Origin of the sequence: Bacillus altaicus (assembly GCF_042136375.2) — a bacterium.
GTDB lineage: Bacteria > Bacillota > Bacilli > Bacillales > Bacillaceae_G > Bacillus_A > Bacillus_A cereus_U.
Window position 1 is genome coordinate 4,117,760 of sequence record NZ_CM143394.1, and the last position, 20,543, is coordinate 4,138,302.

Here is a 20,543-nt window from a genome sequence, read left to right on the forward strand (position 1 = left end):
CTTCTTACTTATCTTTTTTGCCATTGTGACGTTCGGTTACGAAGTGCTTTCGTTCCCCATTCATATACAACTCTCACTACAATATTTGTAACAACAATAAGTACACTCATTGCAGCTGCTGGTGCTACATTTCCTGCATCATCCATATTTACAATTGATACAGCAGCTAGTTTAAAATCAGCCGCATATAAGAACACTACTGCCGATACAGTTACCATTGAATTTACGAAATAGTACATAACCATTTCTAAAATAGCTGGTAAACACATCGGTACCGTTACTCGAAAGAAAGTTTTATAGAATGGTACACTCATCGACTGTGAAACAAGTTCAAACTCTCGGTCCAGTTTCTTTAAAGCAGTCGTTGCGGTAACAAACGTTACAGAGTAAAAATGAATGATATTTACTAATATTAAAACAGCAATTGTGCCATATAAGGAATGAAACGGATTTGTTACTGAAAGTCCTAGAATTTGAATTGTTGGTTGACTGAAGAAAAAGACATATCCTAATCCAAGTACTAATCCAGGAATCGCTAACGGTACAATAGAGAAAAAGTAACCTACTTTTCTGAAAAAATGTAGCTGTTCTATTTTTTCAATCGCATAAGCGAACACAAATGTTAAAATCGCCCCGATAACTGCCGTAATAGCTGAGACAATTACACTATTTTTAAATGCTTCAATTCCGTCTCCTGTCAAACTTGAAAAATTAAAATGCTCAAGTGTAAAACTCATATTGTATGGCCATACTTTCACACTTGCAGCAATACCAACTGCCACAAATAAAAGAATGATCATAAAGGTGACTACGCTACAATATACGAATGAAATAACATCTCTTTTCTTATTATTTATTATTCTGTAAGGTACTGCTTTTGAAGATAAGAGATTCGCCTGTTTTCTTTGCGTAATACGATCAACTGCAAATGCGAAAATAGCTGGGATTAATAAAATCATTCCGACAGTTGCGCCCATGGACATATTTTGCTGTCCAATTACTTGCTTATATACGTCAGTAGCAAGTACGTTGTATTGTCCTCCAACAATTTTAGGTGCCCCAAAATCAGTGAAACTAAGTGTAAATACAACGAACATCGCACTAATTAATCCGTATTTCACACTAGGTAAAGTAACCGTAAGAAACTGTTTCACTTTACTTGCACCTAACATATTAGAAGCTTCATATAAACGATAATCAGAACCTTGGAGAGCAATTAATAAAATAAGGAATGCTTGCGGAAATGTATACATAACTTCAGCTATTACAATTCCTACTGGTCCATATAACGGTATTTGTATTCCTTCAAATAAACCAAACATCCCTTTTGTTATTAACCCTTGATTACCAAATAAATATGTAAGCGCAATACCGTGCATCATCGTTGGTGCGAATAATGGTAATAATGCTATGTATTGAAATACGCGCTTTCCAAAAACATTTGTACGAGCGATCGCATATGCGTAAACGAAAGCGAGTGTAACCGAAATAATTGTTGCAGCGCCCGAAATCCATATCGTATTTTGTAGTGATTGAACTAGCGTTGGTGTTGTGAAATATTTACTGAAATTCGCAACACCAACAAAAGCTCCTTCTTTATCATAAAAGGCTTGTGTAAACAGTTGTAATAAAGGCAATACAAGCATGATAAAAAATGAAAGAAGCATACCAATAATTAATAGTCTTTGTATCCACTCTTCTTTACCGATACGTCTCTTAATTTTTTTTTTCGTACTTTCTGCCTTAAAGTTTTCCAACATCTCCATCTATACAATGACCTTCTTTCCATATGACAACATATGATTTTCTGAGAAAGAGATTTGAATTGGCTTTCCTTTTCTAATAGCAGTTTCCTCTACTTCTGATGCCAATATATCCACTACAATTTTCTCATTATAAAGGTGTGTTTTCTCTTCTATGACCCGCACTTCCGTCCGGTACACAGACCCGCGAAATTCCATGCTTTCTACAACTGTTTTAATACCATTATTTTGTACAATAGTTACATGTTCAGGACGAATTGCATGTTCTTCGTTATTTTTCGAAAAGAAATTAATAGAACCAATAAAATCTGCCACAAACGGATTGGCTGGTCTTTGATAAATCTCCTCTGGTGTTCCAATCTGCATAATTTCCGCATGATTCATTACAACAATTTTATCAGCCATCGTTAATGCCTCTTCTTGATCATGCGTTACCATAATAGTTGTTACTCCCACTTTTTCCTGCAAATCACGCATTTCTCTGCGCAACTTTTCACGCACTTTTGCATCTAAAGCAGATAACGGCTCATCAAGTAACAAAATATCGGGAGACAGAGCGAGCGCACGTGCAAGTGCTACTCGCTGCTGCTGTCCACCAGACATTTGAGCAGGATATTTATCTTTTACATTCAGCAAATCAACAAGTTCTAACGCCAATAGCGCTTTCTCTTTTACTTCTGCTTTTCCATATTTTTTTGTCTTTAAGCCATATGCAATGTTTTCAAGTGCAGTTAAATTCGGAAATAATGCATACGATTGAAAAACCATTCCGAAATTCCTCTTTCCAGGTGATAATGCTGTAATATCTTTTCCATTCACAGCAATACTACCTGTTGTTGCCTCTTCTAGTCCTGCTAAAATTCTGAGCAACGTCGTTTTCCCACAACCACTTGGGCCTAATAAACAAACAAACTCATTTTTTTTCACAGTAAAAGAAATATCTTTTAACGCTGTAAATGCATCAAACTGTTTTTGAATGTGTTGAATTGATAAATATTCGCTCATTTTTCTCTCTCCCACTCACTTACTTTTTCGGTTCTGCTTTTTGGCCAAACTCTTTTTCCCATTTTTCTAAAATTTTGTCACGATTTTCTGCTGCCCATTTAAAGTCATTCTTTTTATATAACTTTTCTGTCACATCTTTAGGGAATCCATCTGGAAGTTTATAATCATTTTTAATTGTCGCAAATCCATTTTTCTCGAAGTATAACTTCATTACATCATCTGTAATTGCCCAATCTAAAAATGCTTGTGCTAATTTATCATTTTTTGCATTATCTTTTTTAATAAGTGCGTTCGCTTCTACTTCCCAACCTAATCCTTCTTTCGGCAGTACAACTTCAACTGGTGCACCTTTTTGTTTCTCTTTCAAAGCACTATAAACCATTGACACACCAACTGGATATTCACCTGCACCTGCTAGTTTCGCTGGTTTTGAACCTGAATGAGTATAAGTTGCCATATTATCATGAAGTTTCTTCATGTAATCCCAGCCCTTATCTTCCCCCATAATTTGTAACCATGCAGAAACTGTTAAAAATCCTGTTCCAGAAGAAGCCGGATGCGGCATAACTAGCGTTCCTTTATATTCTGGTTTCGTTAAATCTTCATATGATTCTGGCATCGGTAGATTTTTCTTCTTTAATTCTTCTTTATTTACAGCAATCCCCGTCATAAATGCCGTATTACCTACCCATTTTTCTGGTTGCTTATCATCTTTAAATTGCGGAAGAACACGATCTGCTCCTTTTGGAGAGTATCCTTTTAACATATCTTTTTTATCTAAAGCTAATAGACTAGACGCTGCAGTTCCCCATACAACATCTGCTTGTGTATTTTTTCCTTCAGCTAGCAATTTCGCTGTAATAACTCCAGTTGAATCACGAACAATGTTCAACTTCACGTCTGGGTACTTCTGTTTAAAAGAATCAAGATAAATCGGTACAAGCTCTTCTTCAATCGCTGTGTAAATAGTTAATGATCCAGATAATTTATCATCTTTCACTTTTGCTCCAGCACTTTCTTCTTTCTTTGCACCACACCCCATTAATAACGAAAATACCATTCCAGTTGCTACAGCCTTAAAGATTGTTTTTTTCACTGTCTCTCTCTCCTTTTACAAATCTTATGTACAACTCAAATATAAACAACTAGTGTAAAAGCAGTATTAAACCAACATTAATCTTTTGTTTGTTGTTTGTTTTTGTGTAATACGTTGCTACTTCTATGTTTTTTCGCATTTTTCCGCTAATATCAAACGTGAAATTTACAAATAATTTAAAAAACCTTTATAATCCCACAAAAAAATGAGGCGTTTGTAAAAAACGCCTCATTTTTGTTTACCTTTTTTCGAATTACGATTTGCGTACTTCGCACTATTTTCTCCTTCATACTCTAATGCAAATTCTGCATCTGGTAAGCTTTCTTTCGGAGTTTTATTATTATTAATTGCTGCATTTTGTTTTACTTTTCTTTTTACCAACATACTCACCTGCTCTCACGAAATAACTTTCTATTCTAGTTTGAAACAACTTACAGTAATTATTACTGGGAAGTGTTAACAAGTACATAAGAGCTTATAGATGGAAATACTACATACGAACAAGCCATTACAAAAAGGAGCGATTACTTTGAAAGAAAAAGAAACGATACAATCGCCAATTTTAGACGAGACGCTCCCGCATCAAATGAATTTCCCATCATTTAAAGGCACAGGAAAACAAATGCAACAACCTTTTATTAATCAATACGATGTTGTAATTGGAGACAGTAAATACGATTCCACTAACAGTCCTCTTAATAATTGGAGTGATGAAATAGATCCTGCCGTTATGGCTGGAGAAGAATGGATCCATCCTACAAATGATATCGGATGGATCTCAGAAGAAAATCAAGACCTACTAAAAAACGAAGTTGATAACAAAAATGATGCTTTTATGCACCCTCAATTTGGAATTAACGATTAAAAAAACCATTCTACCTAACGCAGGTAGAATGGTTTCATACTATCCAATAATAATTCTCTCTTTCGGATATTTATAGCGAGGTGGTTGTTCTCTTCCACCACTAGCTAATATAAATGTTAAAATACCGACGCGTCCGATAAACATAAGTACAATGAGTACAAGTTTACCAACAGTTGTTAACTCTGGAGTAATACCTGTTGATAGTCCAGTCGTCCCGAAAGCAGAACAAACTTCAACTATTAAACTCATAAGTGGTACATTTTCCGTAATGGATAAAATAAATAGCGCTGATGCACATAATAAAATCCCCATTGTCATAACGACAGATGCTTTCAACACGTCCTCTTCATGTAGCTGACGTTTGAAAACACGGACTGTTCTCCCGCCCCTTGCAAATGTATATAACGATAATATACTAACAGCAAATGTTGTTGTACGTATCCCGCCCCCAACTGAACTTGGAGATGCTCCAATGAACATTAATATACTCATAAATAAAAGCGTTGGTTGTGATAATTCACGTATATCCATTGTAGCGAGTCCACCACTTCGCGTCGTCACAGATTGGAATAATGTATAAAATACAGTTTCATGCCATGACTTTCCTACTAAAAAATGATTTCGTTCTAATAGAAAAATCATAATTGTTCCGACAGTAACGAGTGCAAAAAATGTCATTGTCGTCAATTTTGTAAATAATGAAAAGCGAAATAGTTGTTGTCGCCTTTTACTAAGGAATTGCTTTACTTCCATTAGCACTGGGAAACCGATAGCTCCTAAAATAATAAGCAACATATGAATCATTTGAACAATATAATCTTTTTTGTACGGAATAAGTGATTGTCCTGTTAAATCAAATCCTCCGTTCGTTGTTGCACTCACAGCGGCAAAGAAACCGTGAAAATAAGCTTCTTGCCAAGTCGGGAAATACAGTAAAAATCTTGTACCTAATAGTATTGCTCCAATGAGTTCTATTGAAATAATGACAATTATTATAGAGCGCATCAACTCTACAAGACCTGCCAAATTTCCTTGGTTATGATCTGCCATAATTAACCTTCTTCGCTGCAAACCAATCTTTTTACCCGTTATAATCCAAACGAATGTACCAAGTGCCATAATTCCTAATCCGCCTAATTGTAAAATCAGGGCTAACACAATAATTCCTGCTGTTGTAAACGTATCTGAAATAGTAACAACAGACAGTCCTGTAACGCTTACAGCACTAACAGATGTAAACAGCGCATCTATAAATGTCCATTTCACGCCAGGCTTCGTAACAAATGGTAAACTAAGTAAAATCACCGATACAACTACCGCTAGTAAATAAAATACAACGATAAGTTGCACGGGACGTAACTTTTGTAAAAACTTTTTTATATCTCTCATTCCATCACTTCGCTACCTTTTTTCTATCGATTAAATAAAGAAAAATCATCACTTTCTTCATTTGTAAATAACTGCTGAAATAATTTCGCAAATACCATTCCATATACAGTTCCATTTCCCCCATACGGCAGTGCGTAATATAAATTATGTATGTTTTTATCTTCTTTTAAAATAGGAAGACCGTCATGACTGCCACCAAATGCTGCTGCCCAATAGTACTCTGCCTGTATATTTTTATACTGCGGGAACATTTCTTTTACAATGTTAATAAGGAGATTACGCTTATGCAATAATTTCGTATCGCCGATTTTTTGAATTTTCAGCGCCTCATCTAATCCGCCTACAATAATGCGATTTTGATACGTTCGACAATACAAATACGGACGTGCTGTTTCCCAAATTAATGATTGCTCATGCCAGCCTTCAAAATGATCTATCTTATTTGTCACAATGGCATAAGACGTTTCTACTGTTGTATTTTTTTCTTTCTTTCCAAAAATTGCTTCATAACCTGTCGCCATAATAATATTCTTTGCTACGATTTTATTTCCTGTATTCGTGTAACAAATTAAATCATTTTGGATTTGTTTAATATGTAATGCCTCTGTATGTTCATATATAGTAGTGCCCATTTGTTTCGCTTTATGCAAAAGACTATGCGCTAATAAATACGGATTCACTTCTGCATCACCGCTTGTATATAACGCTGCTTGTTTTGCAAATGAATAACGTTTCTTAATATCAGACTCTGTAAAATATTCAACCGGAAATCCATAATGACGTAACGTATTATATTCTTCTTGTAAAAATGAAATATCCTCATCTCTACTTGCATAATACAAACTATTTCGCGGAATAAAATGGGGATCAATATCGAGAGTTGGCACAACCTTCTCCATTGTTTGCAGCGCTTCATAACAAAGTCTATATGCTCGTACCCCTTTCTCTTCACCAAATGTATGAATAAGAGAGGTCAATGATTTATCATGAACAAATTGTAATAATCCTGTATTTGCAGCTGTGCTACCACATGCAATTGCTCTTTTTTCAATGAGCATAACACGCATTCCAATTTTAGCTAATGAATACGCTATATGAGCACCTGCTTCTCCACTTCCAATTACTAGCACATCACATATCATATCATTTTCTAACGTTGGATAACAAGGTACAGAAACTCCAGCACTCCAAAACAATTTACCAGTCATAAGCTTCATAATTATACTCCTACAATGTATTTTTCTCCTTCCTATGTTTCGTCATTTCCCATAAAAAAATCCAACTAACATACGCTAGTTGGATTTCTTCTCTTTAATTAGAACGCTCTTCAAGCCAATTCCCAACCGTCGGATATGTTTGCTTTACAGCCGTTCCACCATACACGATAGACATATGTCCTGTCGGCAAACATACATACTCTTTATCTGTGCTAGAAATATGATCAAGTAAAGCTTCTACTTGACATGGCAGAGCAATGTGATCACGTTTCGCAGAAATATTTAGGACATTCGCCTTAATATTTGCAAGGTCTACCTTTTGTCCGCGAATAACGAGTTCACCCTTCACTAATTTATTATTTTGATAAAAATCACGAATCCATTGTCTATAAGATTCACCTGGGAACGGAATACCATCGCCTACCCACTTTTGAACTAATTTCCAACTTTCGACGAAGCGCTCATTTTCTGAACGATCGACTAAAGCAACATATGGGCCGACAAAGTTTGTAATTGGTTTTAACATCTTATTTCCGAAATCAATCATTTCTGGCGGAATATTTCCGAATGTATCCACCGCTTTATCTAAATTGAAATATTTCTCATCTAATAAAGGACCGTATAATCCTGTTTCAGAGAAATCAAAAGGACTTGTCATAAAAATCAAGTTACGAATTGGCATGTCCGGATGAAGCGCTGCATAAATAGATGTTAACGTTCCACCCATGCAATAACCAAGTAAAGAAATCTCGTCCGATTTTGCAGTTCTCATTACCTTTTTCACTGCTTTTGCAATATAATCGAACACGAAATCATCAAATTTCAAATGACTATCTTCTAAACCAAATGTGCCCCAATCAAGCATATACACATCAAAACCACGATCTACTAAATATTCCACTAAACTATTACCTGGAGTTAAATCCATAATATACGGTTTATTAATAAGAGCGTATATTAATAAGATTGGAACTCTCTGTGTTTTTTCTTGTTTTGGAATGTAACGATAAAGCTTCGTTTTATTCTTCGTCCAAATAACCTCTTTCGGCGTTAAACCAACTTGTGGTTCTGGTTCGCGTAATAAAACTTCGCTCGCTCTTTTCACACGGCGATATGCTTTACGATATTCTTCTGGGTACAACTCCAATTGCTTTTCCCATTCCGTTACGAATGTAGTCATTTTTTCTATCTCCTTTTTGGTCAATTTCTTTCTAAAAAAAGAAGTGCATTCCTGCTATGGATATGCACTTTTTTCTTACTTCATTACATGTATAATCCGCCGTTAATGTTTAATTGCTGACCTGTGATATACGCACCGTCACGGCATAGATATACTACACCTCTTGCAATTTCATCAGCTTGACCAAAACGTTTTTTCGGGATTTTCGCAACGATTTTTTGACGCACTTCTTCTGGTACTTCTGCTACCATTTCAGTATCAATAAATCCTGGGCAAATTGCGTTTACAGTTACATTTGTTCTTGCAAGTTCTAACGCTAATGATTTTGTAAATCCTAACATACCTGCTTTTGCTGCTGAGTAGTTTGTTTGTCCAAATCCACCAGCTTGGCCAATAATAGACGAAATACTAATGATTCTACCTTCTTCTGCTTCCGATATGTATGGAAGTACAGCGCTTGTTGTATTAAATACACTGCTTAAGTTCACGTCAATTACGCGCTCCCAATCTTCACGATTTAACTTTTTGAATGTACGATCTCTTGTAATACCAGCATTATTAACAAGGATATCAACTTTACCAAAATGATTCACAGCTTCTTCTACAAGTCTGTTTGCATCTTCTACTTTAGAAACATCCGCTTGAACTGCATAAACATCATGTCCTTCTTTTCCTAATTCATTTACTAAGTTTTCAGCTGCTTCTTTACTGCTGTTATAGTTAATAACTACTTTTGCTCCCTCTTGTGCTAATGCTACTGTAATTGCTTTTCCAATTCCTTTTGCCCCACCTGTTACGATTGCTACTTTGCCATTTAATTGAACCATTTCTTTTCCCCCTTAAATGAATTTGTGAACGATTGTTATGAATCATTTTGGTACTCATACTAATTGAGTCCATATATTAATTATGTTTCGTTGTTTATATATGAAAAGAGATTCTCCCTCTCTCTTTTACACGTTATAAACAAACGCGATTATCATTTTTTATTTTCTGGCTTATTTACAGGCTTTACTTCTTCTTTTACAGGTACTTGTAGTTTAGCTAGTACTGCATTTTGCTTTTCTAGCAATTCTAAAATTTGATCAACTTTCGTTTCTAATGTGCGCATATCTTGTTTTACTTTCGTAACATCACGCTTTAATGTAGGAGCTTGTCCTAATGAATCCACTTTCTCTTCTAGAATTTCCTCGATGTTATCAACTTTATTTTCTAAGTTAATAACAAGCGTAGCTACTCTAGCGATATCCTCTCTCGTCGGCACATTCACCTGTTCTAAATAATTTTTTGTCGTATCATTTAATGCTTTCTGATAAAACAAATTCAAATCTAGAACGCTGCCCATCCAAGCAGAATATTCTTCTGTTTTAATTGTTTCATTGAGCGCTTTTCCCCAAAATGTTTCGGTTTGTTCATAAGCATTTTTCCATGCTTGCAATGGATCGAATTTTTGATCAATCACTTCGACTACACTCCCTTTTTCGTTTTTGAAACAATTCAACCTATTCACTATTTTCTAATATTCCGAATAGAAATTCAAGTATATATTTTATTTTTCTTTATTTTCCAACAAATGTATTGACATTAAAAACAGATAGGTGTAAATTGCACTTATAAGCAAAAAATTCCATCTAACTGATTCATGAGGTGATGCACAATCATGCTACATAATGAACCAGAACACCCAGAAAGTTTGGAAAAAAACCAAGCGAAACAACCAAACTCCATGCCAAAAAACTTCTTAGTTCCTTTCTTACTTCTCTGTCTAAAAGACTGGAGTCTTCATGGTTACAAACTTATTCAAATGCTAATGGACATCGGCTTTTCTTCTGTTGACCAAGGTAATGTGTATAGGACACTACGCAAATTAGAAAAAGAAAATCTTATTTCTTCTACTTGGGATACAAGCGAAGGCGGGCCAGCGAAACGAATTTATTCTTTAACAGAATATGGAGAGCAATATTTAACAACATGTGCGACTTCTTTTGAACATTATCAAAATATGTTGCGGACGTTTTTCACGTTATACACCAATGCATTCTTTCCATTTTCTACTTCTCCAGAAAAGGATGAAAAGGATTCTTCATCTTCACCTGGTGGTACAGCAGAGTAATCTGCGTTCATAATATGCAAAAAAACATTTGGAGGTCACACAATGGAAACTAAGCCATACGAATTAGTCGATGCATTTTGGAAAAACTGGTCTCAATCTCTTTCCCTCTTCTCTTCAGCTGGGAAACAATTAGAGCAACTTACTTTAGAAACGTTAAAACAACAACAAGACGCTTTGCATAAATTAACATCAGGAGTAGATGAACTAGAAAAAGAACTACATCAATTCACTGCTCAGTTCAATAACCAATATACAGACTATGTGAAGCAATTAACTGGAAACTCCTTAAATGATCAAATTAACGAGTGGCAAGAAAAGTGGAATGAGCTTTCTAATCAAATGCACCAACTTACTGTTTCGCCTACGAAAACATCTTTGTCTATTCTTACTCAAACTAGCGGCCAATTTGAAGAAACAACAAAACACTTTATTGAACAACAACAGTCGCAGCGTGTAGAGGTTCAAAAACAGTTAGACGTTTTTTTGGGAGAGTTCAAGTCCAAACAACTAGAACTCGCAAAGCAATTCGAGGAAAACTCAAAAAATCTATTTACTTCCATCAAGTAAGAAAAATGTGGCAACTAACTGCAGCACAAACAAAACTCTTTCTTCCTCCTACTACATCAAGATGGCTTACATTTTTCGATATGGAAAAGAAGGAGGACAAAATGAATCCATTTCAAGAAGCACAAACTGTTCCAGAGCTTCGTTACGATGAGATTCAAGTCGGTGATCAAGCATCACTTACAAAAAAAATTACGGATGAGGACGTTATCAATTTTGCAAAATTGACTGGAGATGTAAATCCTATTCACATTTTAGACTCTTTTGCAAAAACGACAATGTTCAAAGAACGTATTGCCCATGGCATGCTCGTTTCAAGTTTTATCTCTACCATTCTTGGAACGAAACTCCCTGGCAAAAATACGATTTATTTATCACAAAACGTTTCATTCCGTGCTCCTGTCAAAATCGGTGATACACTTCGCGTTGTGGCAGAAGTTATTAAAAAGCGGGACGATAAAAAAATCATCACATTGCAAACAAACATATATAATCAATCTGATGATATTGTCGTAGAAGGTACAGCGACAATACTGAAAAAAGAGTAGCAAATTTGCTACTCTTTTTTCTATCCAAGAACTTCTAATCACACCGTTTACTTCCGGGTATGAGTACGTCGTTTACACATAAAATAACATTACCAGATAGCACTTAGCTAAACTGGATTACTCTTTAAGGATGTGTATCAACATGGTGAAAACAAACAAATTACTAGTTCCGGGTGCAGAGCAAGCACTTGAACAATTCAAATATGAAATCGCACAAGAATTCGGTGTAAGCTTAGGATCTAATACAGCTTCTCGTTCTAACGGATCAGTTGGCGGTGAAGTAACGAAACGTCTTGTTGCTTTAGCTCAACAACAATTACGCGGATAACTATATAACCTATGGCTTAGAGGCAGATATTCTCTGCCTCTTTCTCTTTTAACATACATAATAGTGCTTCTCCACATACTAGTAAGAGCAAATCGAAAGGAACGATATGTGAAATGAAACGGATTAACATTAGCATGAGTCCTCCCCGTGTTCTTACTGTATCTTTTATCACGCTATCGATTATCGGTACATGCCTATTGAAATTGCCAATTGCTACAACAACGTCTATTTCATGGCTCGATGCCTTATTTACAACGGTTTCTGCTTGTACGGTTACAGGGCTTGGTGTTGTGGACACTGGTAAAGTATTTACCCTATTTGGCCAATGTGTCATTTTAACACTTATACAAGTTGGCGGGCTTGGCATTATGAGCTTTGCTGTTTTAATCGCAATTATGCTCGGCAGAAAAATCGGCCTTCAAAACCGGATTTTATTACAACAAGCATTAAACCAAACAAATGTCGGCGGAATAATTCGTCTTGCAAAAGCATTATTTTTATTTTCTTTTACTGTAGAATGTATCGCTACTTTATTTCTCTCCTTTGAATGGGTACCAAAATACGGGGTTACCAAAGGGATATATTACAGCTTTTTTCATTCTATCTCAGCCTTTAACAATGCTGGATTTTCTGTGTGGAGCGATAATTTAATGTCGCACTCCCATAGTATTCTCGTCAATCTCGTTATTTCTTCCCTCATTATTTTAGGTGGGATTGGTTTTACGGTTATCGTAGATATAAAAAGAAAGAAAAACTTTAAAAACCTTACTTTACACTCAAAGCTTATGCTCTCTTCTACTCTTATCGTCAATATTATTGCTACAGTTTTTATTTTCACATTCGAGTTTCATAATTCAATTTCCATGAGAGGTTTTACACCATTTGAAGAAGGTATGGCTGCTTATTTTCAAGCGGTTTCAACGCGTACTGCCGGGTTTAATACTGTTGATATCTCTGCATTATCAAAACCTTCTCTTTTATTAATGATGCTTCTTATGTTTATTGGTGCTGGCAGTGCTTCTACTGGTGGCGGGATTAAGTTAACAACTTTTTTAATTATGTTTTTCGGCGTATTTAAATTTTTGCAAGAACAAGATGATATTGTCGTGTTTAAAAAATCCATTAAAGATGCGCTCATTGTCAAATCATTAACGATTACTATTATTTCAATTTCGTTTATTTTTCTTTCTATTTTAATTTTAAGCATCACTGAGAAAGTTTCTTTATTAATGAGTGCTTTTGAAGTATTTTCAGCATTTGGAACTGTCGGCCTTAGCATGAATTTGACGCCACACTTAACAATCATCGGCAAAACAATTATTATCTTTATGATGTTTTTTGGAAAGATGGGGCCTTTAACATTAGCCTTTTCATTTGCACGTAAAAAACAAAGAAAAATAAAATATCCCAACGAAGATATTTTAACAGGTTGACAACCGTATAATTTATCCATATAATGAGAATACAATAGCATATCTCCAAAGGGGAGTAGCGTCCAAGAACTATTTCTTGGAAACAAAGTCGTCATTACGTAGAACTTAGTTCTTCCGGCTTTGTTGGCATTTTCATTACATATGTCTAGCAAGACCTTTGCCTATCAACGGCAGAGGTCTTTTTTGTTTTCAAATTCCTTCCACCGTTGATACGCAGGAGTATGGGGAAACTAAACAGTGGGGAACTTCTTCACTTGTTTAGTCTTTATAGAAATGAGAGGAGAATGTACATGGATGTATCATTATTATTGGAGTATGGTTGGGTATTACTCATCCTAATTGCACTAGAGGGGATTTTAGCAGCTGATAACGCTCTCGTTCTCGCAATTATGGTAAAACATTTACCAGAAGAAAAACGAAAGAAAGCACTATTTTATGGATTAGCAGGAGCGTTCGTTTTCCGCTTCGGATCACTATTTATGATTTCGTTCCTAGTCGATGTATGGCAAGTGCAAGCAATTGGTGCGATTTATCTTATGTTTATCGCGGGGAATCACTTATTTAAAACGTATGTTAAAAAGAATACACATGAAGAAACAGAAGAAAAAGAAGCAAAGAAAAAACAAGAGAACTTTTGGTGGACTGTATTTAAAGTCGAAGTTGCTGATATCGCCTTCGCTGTTGATTCAATTTTAGCTGCTGTTGCATTAGCAGTGACTTTACCGAAAACAGGATTAGGTACGATTGGTAGTCTTGATACAGGTCAATTTATCGTTATCTTTACAGGTGGACTTATCGGATTAGTTATAATGCGATTTGCAGCAACTGCTTTCGTACAAATATTAAAACGTAAACCAGGACTTGAAACTGCAGCATTTTTAATTGTAGGTTGGGTTGGTGTGAAATTAACAGTTTATACGCTAGCACACCCTGCTTTAAATGTCCTTCCACATTCATTCCCAGAATCTACTCCGTGGAAGCTTACATTCTGGATTGTATTAATTGGAATCGCAGTTTGCGGTTGGTTCTTCTCGAAAGAAGTAGAAGTAAAAGTAGAAAAGAATTTAGACGAAAAAGCGCTGTAATTACAGCGCTTTTTCTTTTTCCCTCGTTCCAATCCCCTCTCTATTTTTAAAAAAATTCCATTATACTACCTTTTGTAAACGCTTCCCCTCTGGATGTATGTCCTTTTTGTGAAACATTGCACAAACTTATTGAAACTATGAACAAATCCATGTACTTTATTTATATAAGGAGTATTTATAGACGATGTACTAAAGGAGCGTATTACTCATGCTAGAACAAGGATTAGATTACGTTGTAAAACTGGCTAAGAGCAAAAAGCAAATGCTAGATACAAACCCAATGCAATATTTCATCCGTGCTGCACTCGCGGGCATTTATATTGGATTTATTATTGTACTATGTTTCAAGTTAGGTAATTTCTTTCATATTGCAGATTCACCAGCAACATATTTAGCTTCCTCCATGTTTTTCGGAATTGCTCTGGTACTTATTATATATGGCGGCGCTGAATTATTTACTGGCAATACAATGTACTTTACAGTGGCAACTTTGAGAAAAGAAACAACTATTTCTGATACACTTCGCAACTGGGTTACTTGTTATGCAGGTAACTTAGCTGGTGCTTTATTCTTTGCTTTATTATTTTACGCAACTGGAATTTTCGAAGCAATTGATCACGGTCATTTAATGAATAAAGTCGTTGAAGGAAAGATGAATACACCTACTATGCAATTATTCTTCAAAGCAATTTTATGTAACTGGCTCGTATGTCTCGCTTGCTTCTTACCTTCTCAAGTAAAAGGTGATACAGCAAAAATATTGATGATGATGATGCTCGTTTTCACATTCTTCTTATCTGGCTATGAGCATAGCATTGCAAACTTATCATTGTTTGCCTTATCTTTAGTTTCACCACATCCTGATACAATTACTTTCGCTGGAGCTATTCATAACTTAATTCCAGTTACAATCGGTAACATTATTGGCGGATCGGTATTTGTCGGTATGGTATATCATTACTTAACAAAGAAAGCACCTGATGTTAAACAAGAGAAAACTGAATTAGTAGCAGCTCAAACGGAGGAAATTATTCCTTTACAAGCACATATGAAACATTAAAACCTCCAAAGTTTTACTTTGGAGGTTTTAGCTCCCTACATATTTCAAGGCAGATTCTACTGTAATTGCCAAAACATATCCATACGGACAACCCCTTTGATCATCCATATATACATTCATTTTCTATCTCCTCTCTATTTTGCATATGTGACCAACACATAACATATTGCCCCAAGGCTAATAAAAGGTCCGAACGGAATTGGAGTTTTTATTTTTATACGTTTTAACGCTATACCTATTCCGAAAAAACAAAGGCTAAAGCAAGATGCTAAAAATAAAGTTATAAAAATACCTTTCACTCCTATTACAAATCCGAGTAATGAAAGTAATTTCACATCACCTCCGCCAAGACCATCTGGATAAATCCTTTGCATGCAATATAACAAAATGAATATAGTTCCACTACCAGCTATACTATCTATCCAAGTAACTAACGGTACAAAAATACATTCTAAAATAAGAAAAAGCCCAAACCAAATTAAAATACGATTAGGTATTAGCATATATACTAAATCTGTAACTGAAATAATAAGAAGTAAAGAAAAGAGCGATAAAATGATGATGAGCTCTCTTTCTATTCCAATTACATATACAGTAAGAAAAAATAAACTCCCTGTAACAAATTCAAATACTATGTACAAACTTGAGATTTTTCTTTTACAACTTGTACAACGCCCTTTTTGTATACAAAATGAAATGATTGGAATCAGTTCTTTCGGCTGTAACGTATACTTGCAGTAGTGACAATACGAACGCGGTGTAATAATAGATTCACCTACTGGAACCCTCATTGCGATTACCATAAAAAAAGAACCAAACACCATACCCACTAACAATGCATATAAATAAGTGAACATCCCTTCCTCTCCTTTCCAAAAGAACATAACAAAAAAAGGAGAGAACTTCTACTTCATATTATCTTTATTCTATTAAAAAAGCAGGCCGTTTTCCGGCCTGCTTTCCCCTATTTTATACGATGAAATATACTGCTTTTAATGGTCCATGTACTCCGACCACAAGATTCATTTCAATATCCGCTGAGTTACTTGGTCCTGTAATAAAGTTAATACAAGATGCGACTGCTTCACCTTTTTCCACACGAGAGTTCATATGTTGAACTGCTTGTGTAATACGAGGTACAAGTGTTTCACGTGGAATAATAGCAAAATATACAGTCGGTAAAAAGTGTAAAGAACGCCCTTGTCCTTTATGACTTTGTACAACAATCGTACCCGATTCCGCTAAAGTATAATCACTAAATGCGATTCCAATATTCGCTTTTTCCGCTATACGCATATTCTCTTCTTTTTTCTCAGGATCCCATATATTTACTTCAACATTTTGCTTTGGAAGCTCTTCTTTAAATAAAGAAGTCAATCCATAGGAATCAAAACGCTCATCTGCTGATAATATAATAGGTCCTCCGCCGTTTTCAACGATTACTTTTTGAATATCCTCACGTAAACAGTCGTTTGTCGTTTCCACAACAGTTGTATGAATGTTTGTACATTGATTTTTAAATACTTCTAACAGTTCTTCTTGTGAATAATCTTTTAACGTTTCTTCATTCACATTACTTTTCCATGCTGGACGTTCTACGCCTTCCGTTTTACGCGCGCGCCCAAGTTCTTTTGCGATATTATCTAGAAAGGACTCACGGTTTTGAATTAATCCTGTCATTATTTGTCCCCGCCTTTCTTATGATCTTTATACCAATCACGGAATCGTTCTTTACTTGGAGCCGGGAATTCACGAATATCCGTCCAGTTTTTAAGTGGTCCAACACCTTTTGATACACGGTTACCAGATGTAAATGGACTCATTGCTGCCGGTGCTATTTTTGATCCCATTTTATATAAAGCTGCTGAAGATGCGCCCATACTAAACATTTTCATTGCTAATTTCTCTGCAAGTGGGGCACGTCCTTCTTGCTCAACGATAACTTGACGATGTTTTAATAATAAATCATGTAACGGAATCTTTACTGGACAAGCTTCTGTACATGCTCCGCATAAACTAGATGCATAAGGAAGCTCTTTGTAATCGTCATACCCACCTAAAAGTGGTGTTAACACTGCACCAATTGGTCCTGAATAAATAGAACCATATGAATGTCCACCAACGTGACGATACACAGGACATACATTGACACAAGCAGCACAACGAATACATTGCAATATTGAACGGAATTCCGATCCAAGAATTTGAGAGCGTCCATTATCAACAACGACTAAATGAAACTCTTCTGGTCCATCTACCTCTTCCTCTTGAATTGGTCCTGCTACTGTTACATAACTTGTTAGCTTTTGACCTACTGCACTACGACATAGTAAACCAACTAAAACATCTAATTCTTCCATTGTCGGAACCATACGTTCCATACCCATTACTGCAATTTGTGTTTTCGGAATCGACATAACAAGATCGGCATTACCTTCGTTCGTTACTAAACAAAGAGAGCCCGTATTTGCAACAGCGAAGTTACAACCTGTCACACCAATTTCTGCATCCATAAATTTCTCACGAAGTTGTTTACGAACAAACTTTGTCATTTCGTATGGATCATCAGAATTTTCATATCCAAGTTTTTCTTTAAATACATCACGAATTTGCGTTCTGTTTTTATGAAGCGCAGGTGCAATAATATGTGATGGTGGATCGTTATCTACTTGTAAGATATACTCTCCTAAGTCACTCTCTAACACTTCACAACCAATCTCTTCAAGGGCATGATTCATACTAATTTCTTCAGTTACCATTGATTTTGATTTTACAACTTTCTTCGCTTGTTTCTTTTTTGCAACGTCTTGAATGTACTTTGCTGCATCCTCTTTCGTTTTCGCAAAGTAAACGTGACCGCCTCTTTTTGATACATTTTCACTTAACTGCATTAAGTAATAATCAAGATTTTCTAACGTATGTTGACGAATTTGTTCACCTAGTTCACGCCACTCTTCCCAGTTCCCTAACTCTTCAGCTGCTTTCAATCGATTTGTATATAAACGCGTTTGTGCAGAAGATACTGCCCCGCGCATAAACGAATCTTGAATTCCATCGCCAACGCGATCATTAAATTTTTTCTCACTGATTTTCATAGACATAGCTTATGTTCCCCCTTCATGAGCGACTATTCAAGACCTCAGCAATATGCATTACTTTTACTTCTTTTCCTAAACGCTCAATACGTCCGCCAATGTTTAACAAACACCCACAATCTGCACCAATTAAATAATCAGCACCTGTTTCCATTACACTATCTACTTTTTCATCTACCATTTGCTCAGAAATTGGAGTCATCTTAACTGAAAACGTTCCCCCAAACCCACAACAATTTTGCACGTTTGGCAGTTCTCTCACAATTAATCCTTTTACGTTTGATAATAAAATTCCTGGTGCCTCTTTTACTCCAAGCAGGCGTGTCATATGACAAGATTTATGAATAGTAGCTATCCCTGGTAAACTTGCACCAACATCTGTAACTTTTAAAACATCTACAATAAATTGTGTGAATTCATATGTTTTATCAGCAACCTTTTGTGCACGTTTAGCCCACTTCGGATCATCTTTAAAAACATGCGGATACTCATGAAACATTGTCGCACAAGAGCCAGATGGCGTAACGATATATTCTGCATCTTCGAAAGTTTCAATCATATGTTTCATCGCTTCTTTTGCTGCTTCTACATGGCCGCTATTATATGCAGGCTGACCACAACAAACTTGTGCTTCTGGAAATTCAATTTCACAACCTAAACGCTCCAATACTTCAACTGTTGCTTTGCCGACGTTTGTTTCAAACATATCGACTATACAAGTAACAAATAAAGTAACTTTCATAACTATAATTCCCCCTCATTACAACTTCGCCAACAATCATATGGTCATCAGATGACTAAGATTAGAAGAAGTAGGCTCAACCATGGCCTATCCTCTCCCTCTTCTAAAGAAAACGTTTACTTAATCTCTCTCTCTATTTTATCAGAAAATTAGAATTTTAAAAGATTAAATTACGAATTTATGTCGCTTTTACCTGTGACAATATGTTCTACATTTGTTAAATGATTTAGCATTGCTTGCTGCGCTAATTCCACATCTTGCTTTAACACCGCATTATATATAGATTGATGCTCTTCTAAAAGTCGTTCTGATGTTGTTTGTTCACCATATAAAATAATGCGTCTTGATTCACCAATCGTTTCAGCAATCATCTCTGAAACATGATTCATGAGCTCAAGTAAGATGTTATTATGCGAAGATTCTGCAATTCCCATATGAAAATGAAAGTCTGCTTTTTCGCCAGCCTTCTCATCTCCAATGCTCTTTGCCATTTCATCTAACCAATGCTTCATATTTTGCAAATTAGCTTCCGTACGTTTTGCCGCTGCCGCTCGAACTGCCCCCACTTCGAGCACCTTCCGTACTTCTAATAAATTCAAAATATCCTCTTTCTTCATTAATAACTTGTTATTTAGTGATTTTGTTAATGAAGAAGGATCGAAATTCCTTACATATGTACCTTCTCCTTGTTTCATTTCAATTAAGCCCATTGCTCTTAGCGCACTTAGCGCTTCACGAACAGCAGATCTGCCAACTTGAAACTGCTCAGCTAATTGATGAACAGGAAGTAGTTTGTCACCAGGTTTTAACGTACCATTTTTAATCATTGTTAAAATAGCTTCAGATACTTCTTCGTAAATTTTTTTCGGTTTAATAGATTTGTACTCCAGTTAAATCACCTCAGTATCTTCCAAACAACAATTGTAACGTTTTATAAGAACTTAGCATCCATAACTATTCTAGAACGAATTAGTAAGAAGTACAAATGTTTTGTTCATAAAATAGTCAAATTTTTGATATTTGTTTGATATTAATTAATACATTTACGCGTAACTATTTA

22 protein-coding genes, 1 pseudogene and 1 riboswitch are annotated in these 20,543 nt (G+C 35.6%); of the genes and pseudogenes, 8 read left to right on the top strand and 15 right to left on the bottom strand.

Annotated features, from left to right (window positions below; genetic code table 11):
- Positions 1 to 8: 8 nt before the first annotated feature.
- The 4 genes from ACE38F_RS21315 to ACE38F_RS21330 form a co-directional block, all read right to left on the bottom strand.
- Positions 9 to 1,766: a putative 2-aminoethylphosphonate ABC transporter permease subunit gene (locus ACE38F_RS21315; protein ID WP_375369846.1), complete on the bottom strand. Its 1,758-nt coding sequence runs from the start codon at positions 1,764 to 1,766 to the stop codon at positions 9 to 11.
- Positions 1,767 to 2,768, bottom strand: a complete 1,002-nt coding sequence (locus tag ACE38F_RS21320; protein WP_341307336.1) for a putative 2-aminoethylphosphonate ABC transporter ATP-binding protein — start codon at positions 2,766 to 2,768, stop codon at positions 1,767 to 1,769.
- Between the two features lie 19 nt (positions 2,769 to 2,787).
- Positions 2,788 to 3,864 (bottom strand): putative 2-aminoethylphosphonate ABC transporter substrate-binding protein, encoded by a 1,077-nt coding sequence (locus ACE38F_RS21325; protein WP_002201253.1) that lies wholly within the window; start codon positions 3,862 to 3,864, stop codon positions 2,788 to 2,790.
- Positions 3,865 to 4,092: 228 nt separating this feature from the next.
- The gene (locus ACE38F_RS21330; RefSeq protein WP_002011566.1) at positions 4,093 to 4,248 is read right to left on the bottom strand and encodes a hypothetical protein; all 156 of its coding nucleotides are present in this window, start codon (positions 4,246 to 4,248) and stop codon (positions 4,093 to 4,095) included.
- 97 nt (positions 4,249 to 4,345) lie between these two features.
- Between ACE38F_RS21330 and ACE38F_RS21335 the strand changes: the two genes are divergently transcribed.
- Positions 4,346 to 4,729, top strand: coding sequence for a DUF3905 domain-containing protein (locus tag ACE38F_RS21335; protein ID WP_341307337.1), 384 nt, complete (start codon positions 4,346 to 4,348; stop codon positions 4,727 to 4,729).
- Positions 4,730 to 4,768: 39 nt separating this feature from the next.
- Here ACE38F_RS21335 and ACE38F_RS21340 read toward each other — a convergent pair whose 3' ends face one another.
- From ACE38F_RS21340 to phaR, 5 genes are all read right to left on the bottom strand, one after another.
- Positions 4,769 to 6,118 (bottom strand): TrkH family potassium uptake protein, encoded by a 1,350-nt coding sequence (locus tag ACE38F_RS21340; RefSeq protein WP_341307338.1) that lies wholly within the window; start codon positions 6,116 to 6,118, stop codon positions 4,769 to 4,771.
- A 23-nt stretch (positions 6,119 to 6,141) separates the two neighbouring features.
- Complete coding sequence (locus ACE38F_RS21345; RefSeq protein ID WP_215555653.1) at positions 6,142 to 7,335, bottom strand: NAD(P)/FAD-dependent oxidoreductase; 1,194 nt, start codon at positions 7,333 to 7,335, stop codon at positions 6,142 to 6,144.
- Positions 7,336 to 7,429: 94 nt separating this feature from the next.
- On the bottom strand, positions 7,430 to 8,515 hold the full coding sequence (gene phaC, locus ACE38F_RS21350; RefSeq protein WP_002011573.1) for a class III poly(R)-hydroxyalkanoic acid synthase subunit PhaC: 1,086 nt from the start codon (positions 8,513 to 8,515) through the stop codon (positions 7,430 to 7,432).
- An 83-nt stretch (positions 8,516 to 8,598) separates the two neighbouring features.
- Entirely contained in the window at positions 8,599 to 9,342 is a 744-nt protein-coding gene (locus ACE38F_RS21355) for an acetoacetyl-CoA reductase (RefSeq protein ID WP_215555652.1), read from the bottom strand.
- A gap of 152 nt (positions 9,343 to 9,494) precedes the next feature.
- Complete coding sequence (gene phaR, locus ACE38F_RS21360) at positions 9,495 to 9,977, bottom strand: polyhydroxyalkanoic acid synthase subunit PhaR (protein WP_000566956.1); 483 nt, start codon at positions 9,975 to 9,977, stop codon at positions 9,495 to 9,497.
- A gap of 198 nt (positions 9,978 to 10,175) precedes the next feature.
- On the opposite strand from phaR, the gene phaQ reads away from it, so the two are divergent.
- From phaQ to ACE38F_RS21395, 7 genes are all read left to right on the top strand, one after another.
- A complete protein-coding gene (gene phaQ / locus ACE38F_RS21365) occupies positions 10,176 to 10,628 on the top strand; it encodes a poly-beta-hydroxybutyrate-responsive repressor (RefSeq protein WP_000903018.1) in 453 nt (150 codons plus the stop codon).
- A 42-nt stretch (positions 10,629 to 10,670) separates the two neighbouring features.
- Positions 10,671 to 11,195 (top strand): polyhydroxyalkanoic acid inclusion protein PhaP, encoded by a 525-nt coding sequence (gene phaP / locus ACE38F_RS21370; RefSeq protein ID WP_215555651.1) that lies wholly within the window; start codon positions 10,671 to 10,673, stop codon positions 11,193 to 11,195.
- 101 nt (positions 11,196 to 11,296) lie between these two features.
- Complete coding sequence (locus ACE38F_RS21375; protein WP_001067911.1) at positions 11,297 to 11,740, top strand: MaoC family dehydratase; 444 nt, start codon at positions 11,297 to 11,299, stop codon at positions 11,738 to 11,740.
- A gap of 142 nt (positions 11,741 to 11,882) precedes the next feature.
- Positions 11,883 to 12,068 (top strand): alpha/beta-type small acid-soluble spore protein, encoded by a 186-nt coding sequence (locus ACE38F_RS21380; protein ID WP_000241212.1) that lies wholly within the window; start codon positions 11,883 to 11,885, stop codon positions 12,066 to 12,068.
- Between the two features lie 113 nt (positions 12,069 to 12,181).
- Positions 12,182 to 13,501 carry a TrkH family potassium uptake protein gene (locus ACE38F_RS21385; protein ID WP_375369847.1) on the top strand — a complete coding sequence of 440 codons (1,320 nt, stop codon included), beginning with the start codon at positions 12,182 to 12,184 and terminating at the stop codon, positions 13,499 to 13,501.
- 38 nt (positions 13,502 to 13,539) lie between these two features.
- A riboswitch (yybP-ykoY riboswitch) is annotated at positions 13,540 to 13,712 on the top strand.
- 79 nt (positions 13,713 to 13,791) lie between these two features.
- A complete protein-coding gene (locus tag ACE38F_RS21390) occupies positions 13,792 to 14,586 on the top strand; it encodes a TerC family protein (protein ID WP_215555649.1) in 795 nt (264 codons plus the stop codon).
- Between the two features lie 208 nt (positions 14,587 to 14,794).
- On the top strand, positions 14,795 to 15,646 hold the full coding sequence (locus tag ACE38F_RS21395) for a formate/nitrite transporter family protein (RefSeq protein ID WP_375369848.1): 852 nt from the start codon (positions 14,795 to 14,797) through the stop codon (positions 15,644 to 15,646).
- A 36-nt stretch (positions 15,647 to 15,682) separates the two neighbouring features.
- Here the strand turns inward: ACE38F_RS21395 and ACE38F_RS21400 are convergent.
- From ACE38F_RS21400 to ACE38F_RS21425, 6 genes and pseudogenes are all read right to left on the bottom strand, one after another.
- Positions 15,683 to 15,766, bottom strand: a pseudogene (locus ACE38F_RS21400) (cyclic-phosphate processing receiver domain-containing protein); the annotation flags it as partial.
- A 14-nt stretch (positions 15,767 to 15,780) separates the two neighbouring features.
- A complete protein-coding gene (locus ACE38F_RS21405; protein ID WP_375369849.1) occupies positions 15,781 to 16,503 on the bottom strand; it encodes a prepilin peptidase in 723 nt (240 codons plus the stop codon).
- 112 nt (positions 16,504 to 16,615) lie between these two features.
- Complete coding sequence (locus tag ACE38F_RS21410) at positions 16,616 to 17,326, bottom strand: LutC/YkgG family protein (protein ID WP_341307342.1); 711 nt, start codon at positions 17,324 to 17,326, stop codon at positions 16,616 to 16,618.
- Complete coding sequence (locus ACE38F_RS21415) at positions 17,326 to 18,747, bottom strand: LutB/LldF family L-lactate oxidation iron-sulfur protein (RefSeq protein WP_002158757.1); 1,422 nt, start codon at positions 18,745 to 18,747, stop codon at positions 17,326 to 17,328. The genes ACE38F_RS21410 and ACE38F_RS21415 overlap by 1 nt, the downstream gene beginning before the upstream one ends.
- A gap of 16 nt (positions 18,748 to 18,763) precedes the next feature.
- Positions 18,764 to 19,483 (bottom strand): (Fe-S)-binding protein, encoded by a 720-nt coding sequence (locus ACE38F_RS21420; RefSeq protein WP_215555645.1) that lies wholly within the window; start codon positions 19,481 to 19,483, stop codon positions 18,764 to 18,766.
- A gap of 170 nt (positions 19,484 to 19,653) precedes the next feature.
- Entirely contained in the window at positions 19,654 to 20,343 is a 690-nt protein-coding gene (locus tag ACE38F_RS21425) for a FadR/GntR family transcriptional regulator (RefSeq protein ID WP_255298756.1), read from the bottom strand.
- Between the last annotated feature and the right edge of the window lie 200 nt (positions 20,344 to 20,543).

Excerpts from the sequence above, each read along its gene's own strand:
- ACE38F_RS21320 (WP_341307336.1), bottom strand. The coding sequence starts at position 2,768 with ATGAGCGAATATTTATCAATTCAACACATTCAAAAACAGTTTGATGCA.
- ACE38F_RS21395 (WP_375369848.1), top strand. The coding sequence starts at position 14,795 with ATGCTAGAACAAGGATTAGATTACGTTGTAAAACTGGCTAAGAGCAAA.
- ACE38F_RS21385 (WP_375369847.1), top strand. The coding sequence starts at position 12,182 with ATGAAACGGATTAACATTAGCATGAGTCCTCCCCGTGTTCTTACTGTA.
- ACE38F_RS21345 (WP_215555653.1), bottom strand. The coding sequence starts at position 7,335 with ATGAAGCTTATGACTGGTAAATTGTTTTGGAGTGCTGGAGTTTCTGTA.
- ACE38F_RS21335 (WP_341307337.1), top strand. The coding sequence starts at position 4,346 with ATGGAAATACTACATACGAACAAGCCATTACAAAAAGGAGCGATTACT.
- ACE38F_RS21340 (WP_341307338.1), bottom strand. The coding sequence starts at position 6,118 with ATGAGAGATATAAAAAAGTTTTTACAAAAGTTACGTCCCGTGCAACTT.
- ACE38F_RS21420 (WP_215555645.1), bottom strand. The coding sequence starts at position 19,483 with ATGAAAGTTACTTTATTTGTTACTTGTATAGTCGATATGTTTGAAACA.
- ACE38F_RS21415 (WP_002158757.1), bottom strand. The coding sequence starts at position 18,747 with ATGTCTATGAAAATCAGTGAGAAAAAATTTAATGATCGCGTTGGCGAT.
- ACE38F_RS21330 (WP_002011566.1), bottom strand. The coding sequence starts at position 4,248 with ATGTTGGTAAAAAGAAAAGTAAAACAAAATGCAGCAATTAATAATAAT.
- ACE38F_RS21375 (WP_001067911.1), top strand. The coding sequence starts at position 11,297 with ATGAATCCATTTCAAGAAGCACAAACTGTTCCAGAGCTTCGTTACGAT.
- phaP (WP_215555651.1), top strand. The coding sequence starts at position 10,671 with ATGGAAACTAAGCCATACGAATTAGTCGATGCATTTTGGAAAAACTGG.
- ACE38F_RS21405 (WP_375369849.1), bottom strand. The coding sequence starts at position 16,503 with ATGTTCACTTATTTATATGCATTGTTAGTGGGTATGGTGTTTGGTTCT.
- ACE38F_RS21390 (WP_215555649.1), top strand. The coding sequence starts at position 13,792 with ATGGATGTATCATTATTATTGGAGTATGGTTGGGTATTACTCATCCTA.
- ACE38F_RS21380 (WP_000241212.1), top strand. The coding sequence starts at position 11,883 with ATGGTGAAAACAAACAAATTACTAGTTCCGGGTGCAGAGCAAGCACTT.
- phaC (WP_002011573.1), bottom strand. The coding sequence starts at position 8,515 with ATGACTACATTCGTAACGGAATGGGAAAAGCAATTGGAGTTGTACCCA.
- phaQ (WP_000903018.1), top strand. The coding sequence starts at position 10,176 with ATGCTACATAATGAACCAGAACACCCAGAAAGTTTGGAAAAAAACCAA.
- ACE38F_RS21410 (WP_341307342.1), bottom strand. The coding sequence starts at position 17,326 with ATGACAGGATTAATTCAAAACCGTGAGTCCTTTCTAGATAATATCGCA.
- ACE38F_RS21355 (WP_215555652.1), bottom strand. The coding sequence starts at position 9,342 with ATGGTTCAATTAAATGGCAAAGTAGCAATCGTAACAGGTGGGGCAAAA.
- ACE38F_RS21315 (WP_375369846.1), bottom strand. The coding sequence starts at position 1,766 with ATGGAGATGTTGGAAAACTTTAAGGCAGAAAGTACGAAAAAAAAAATT.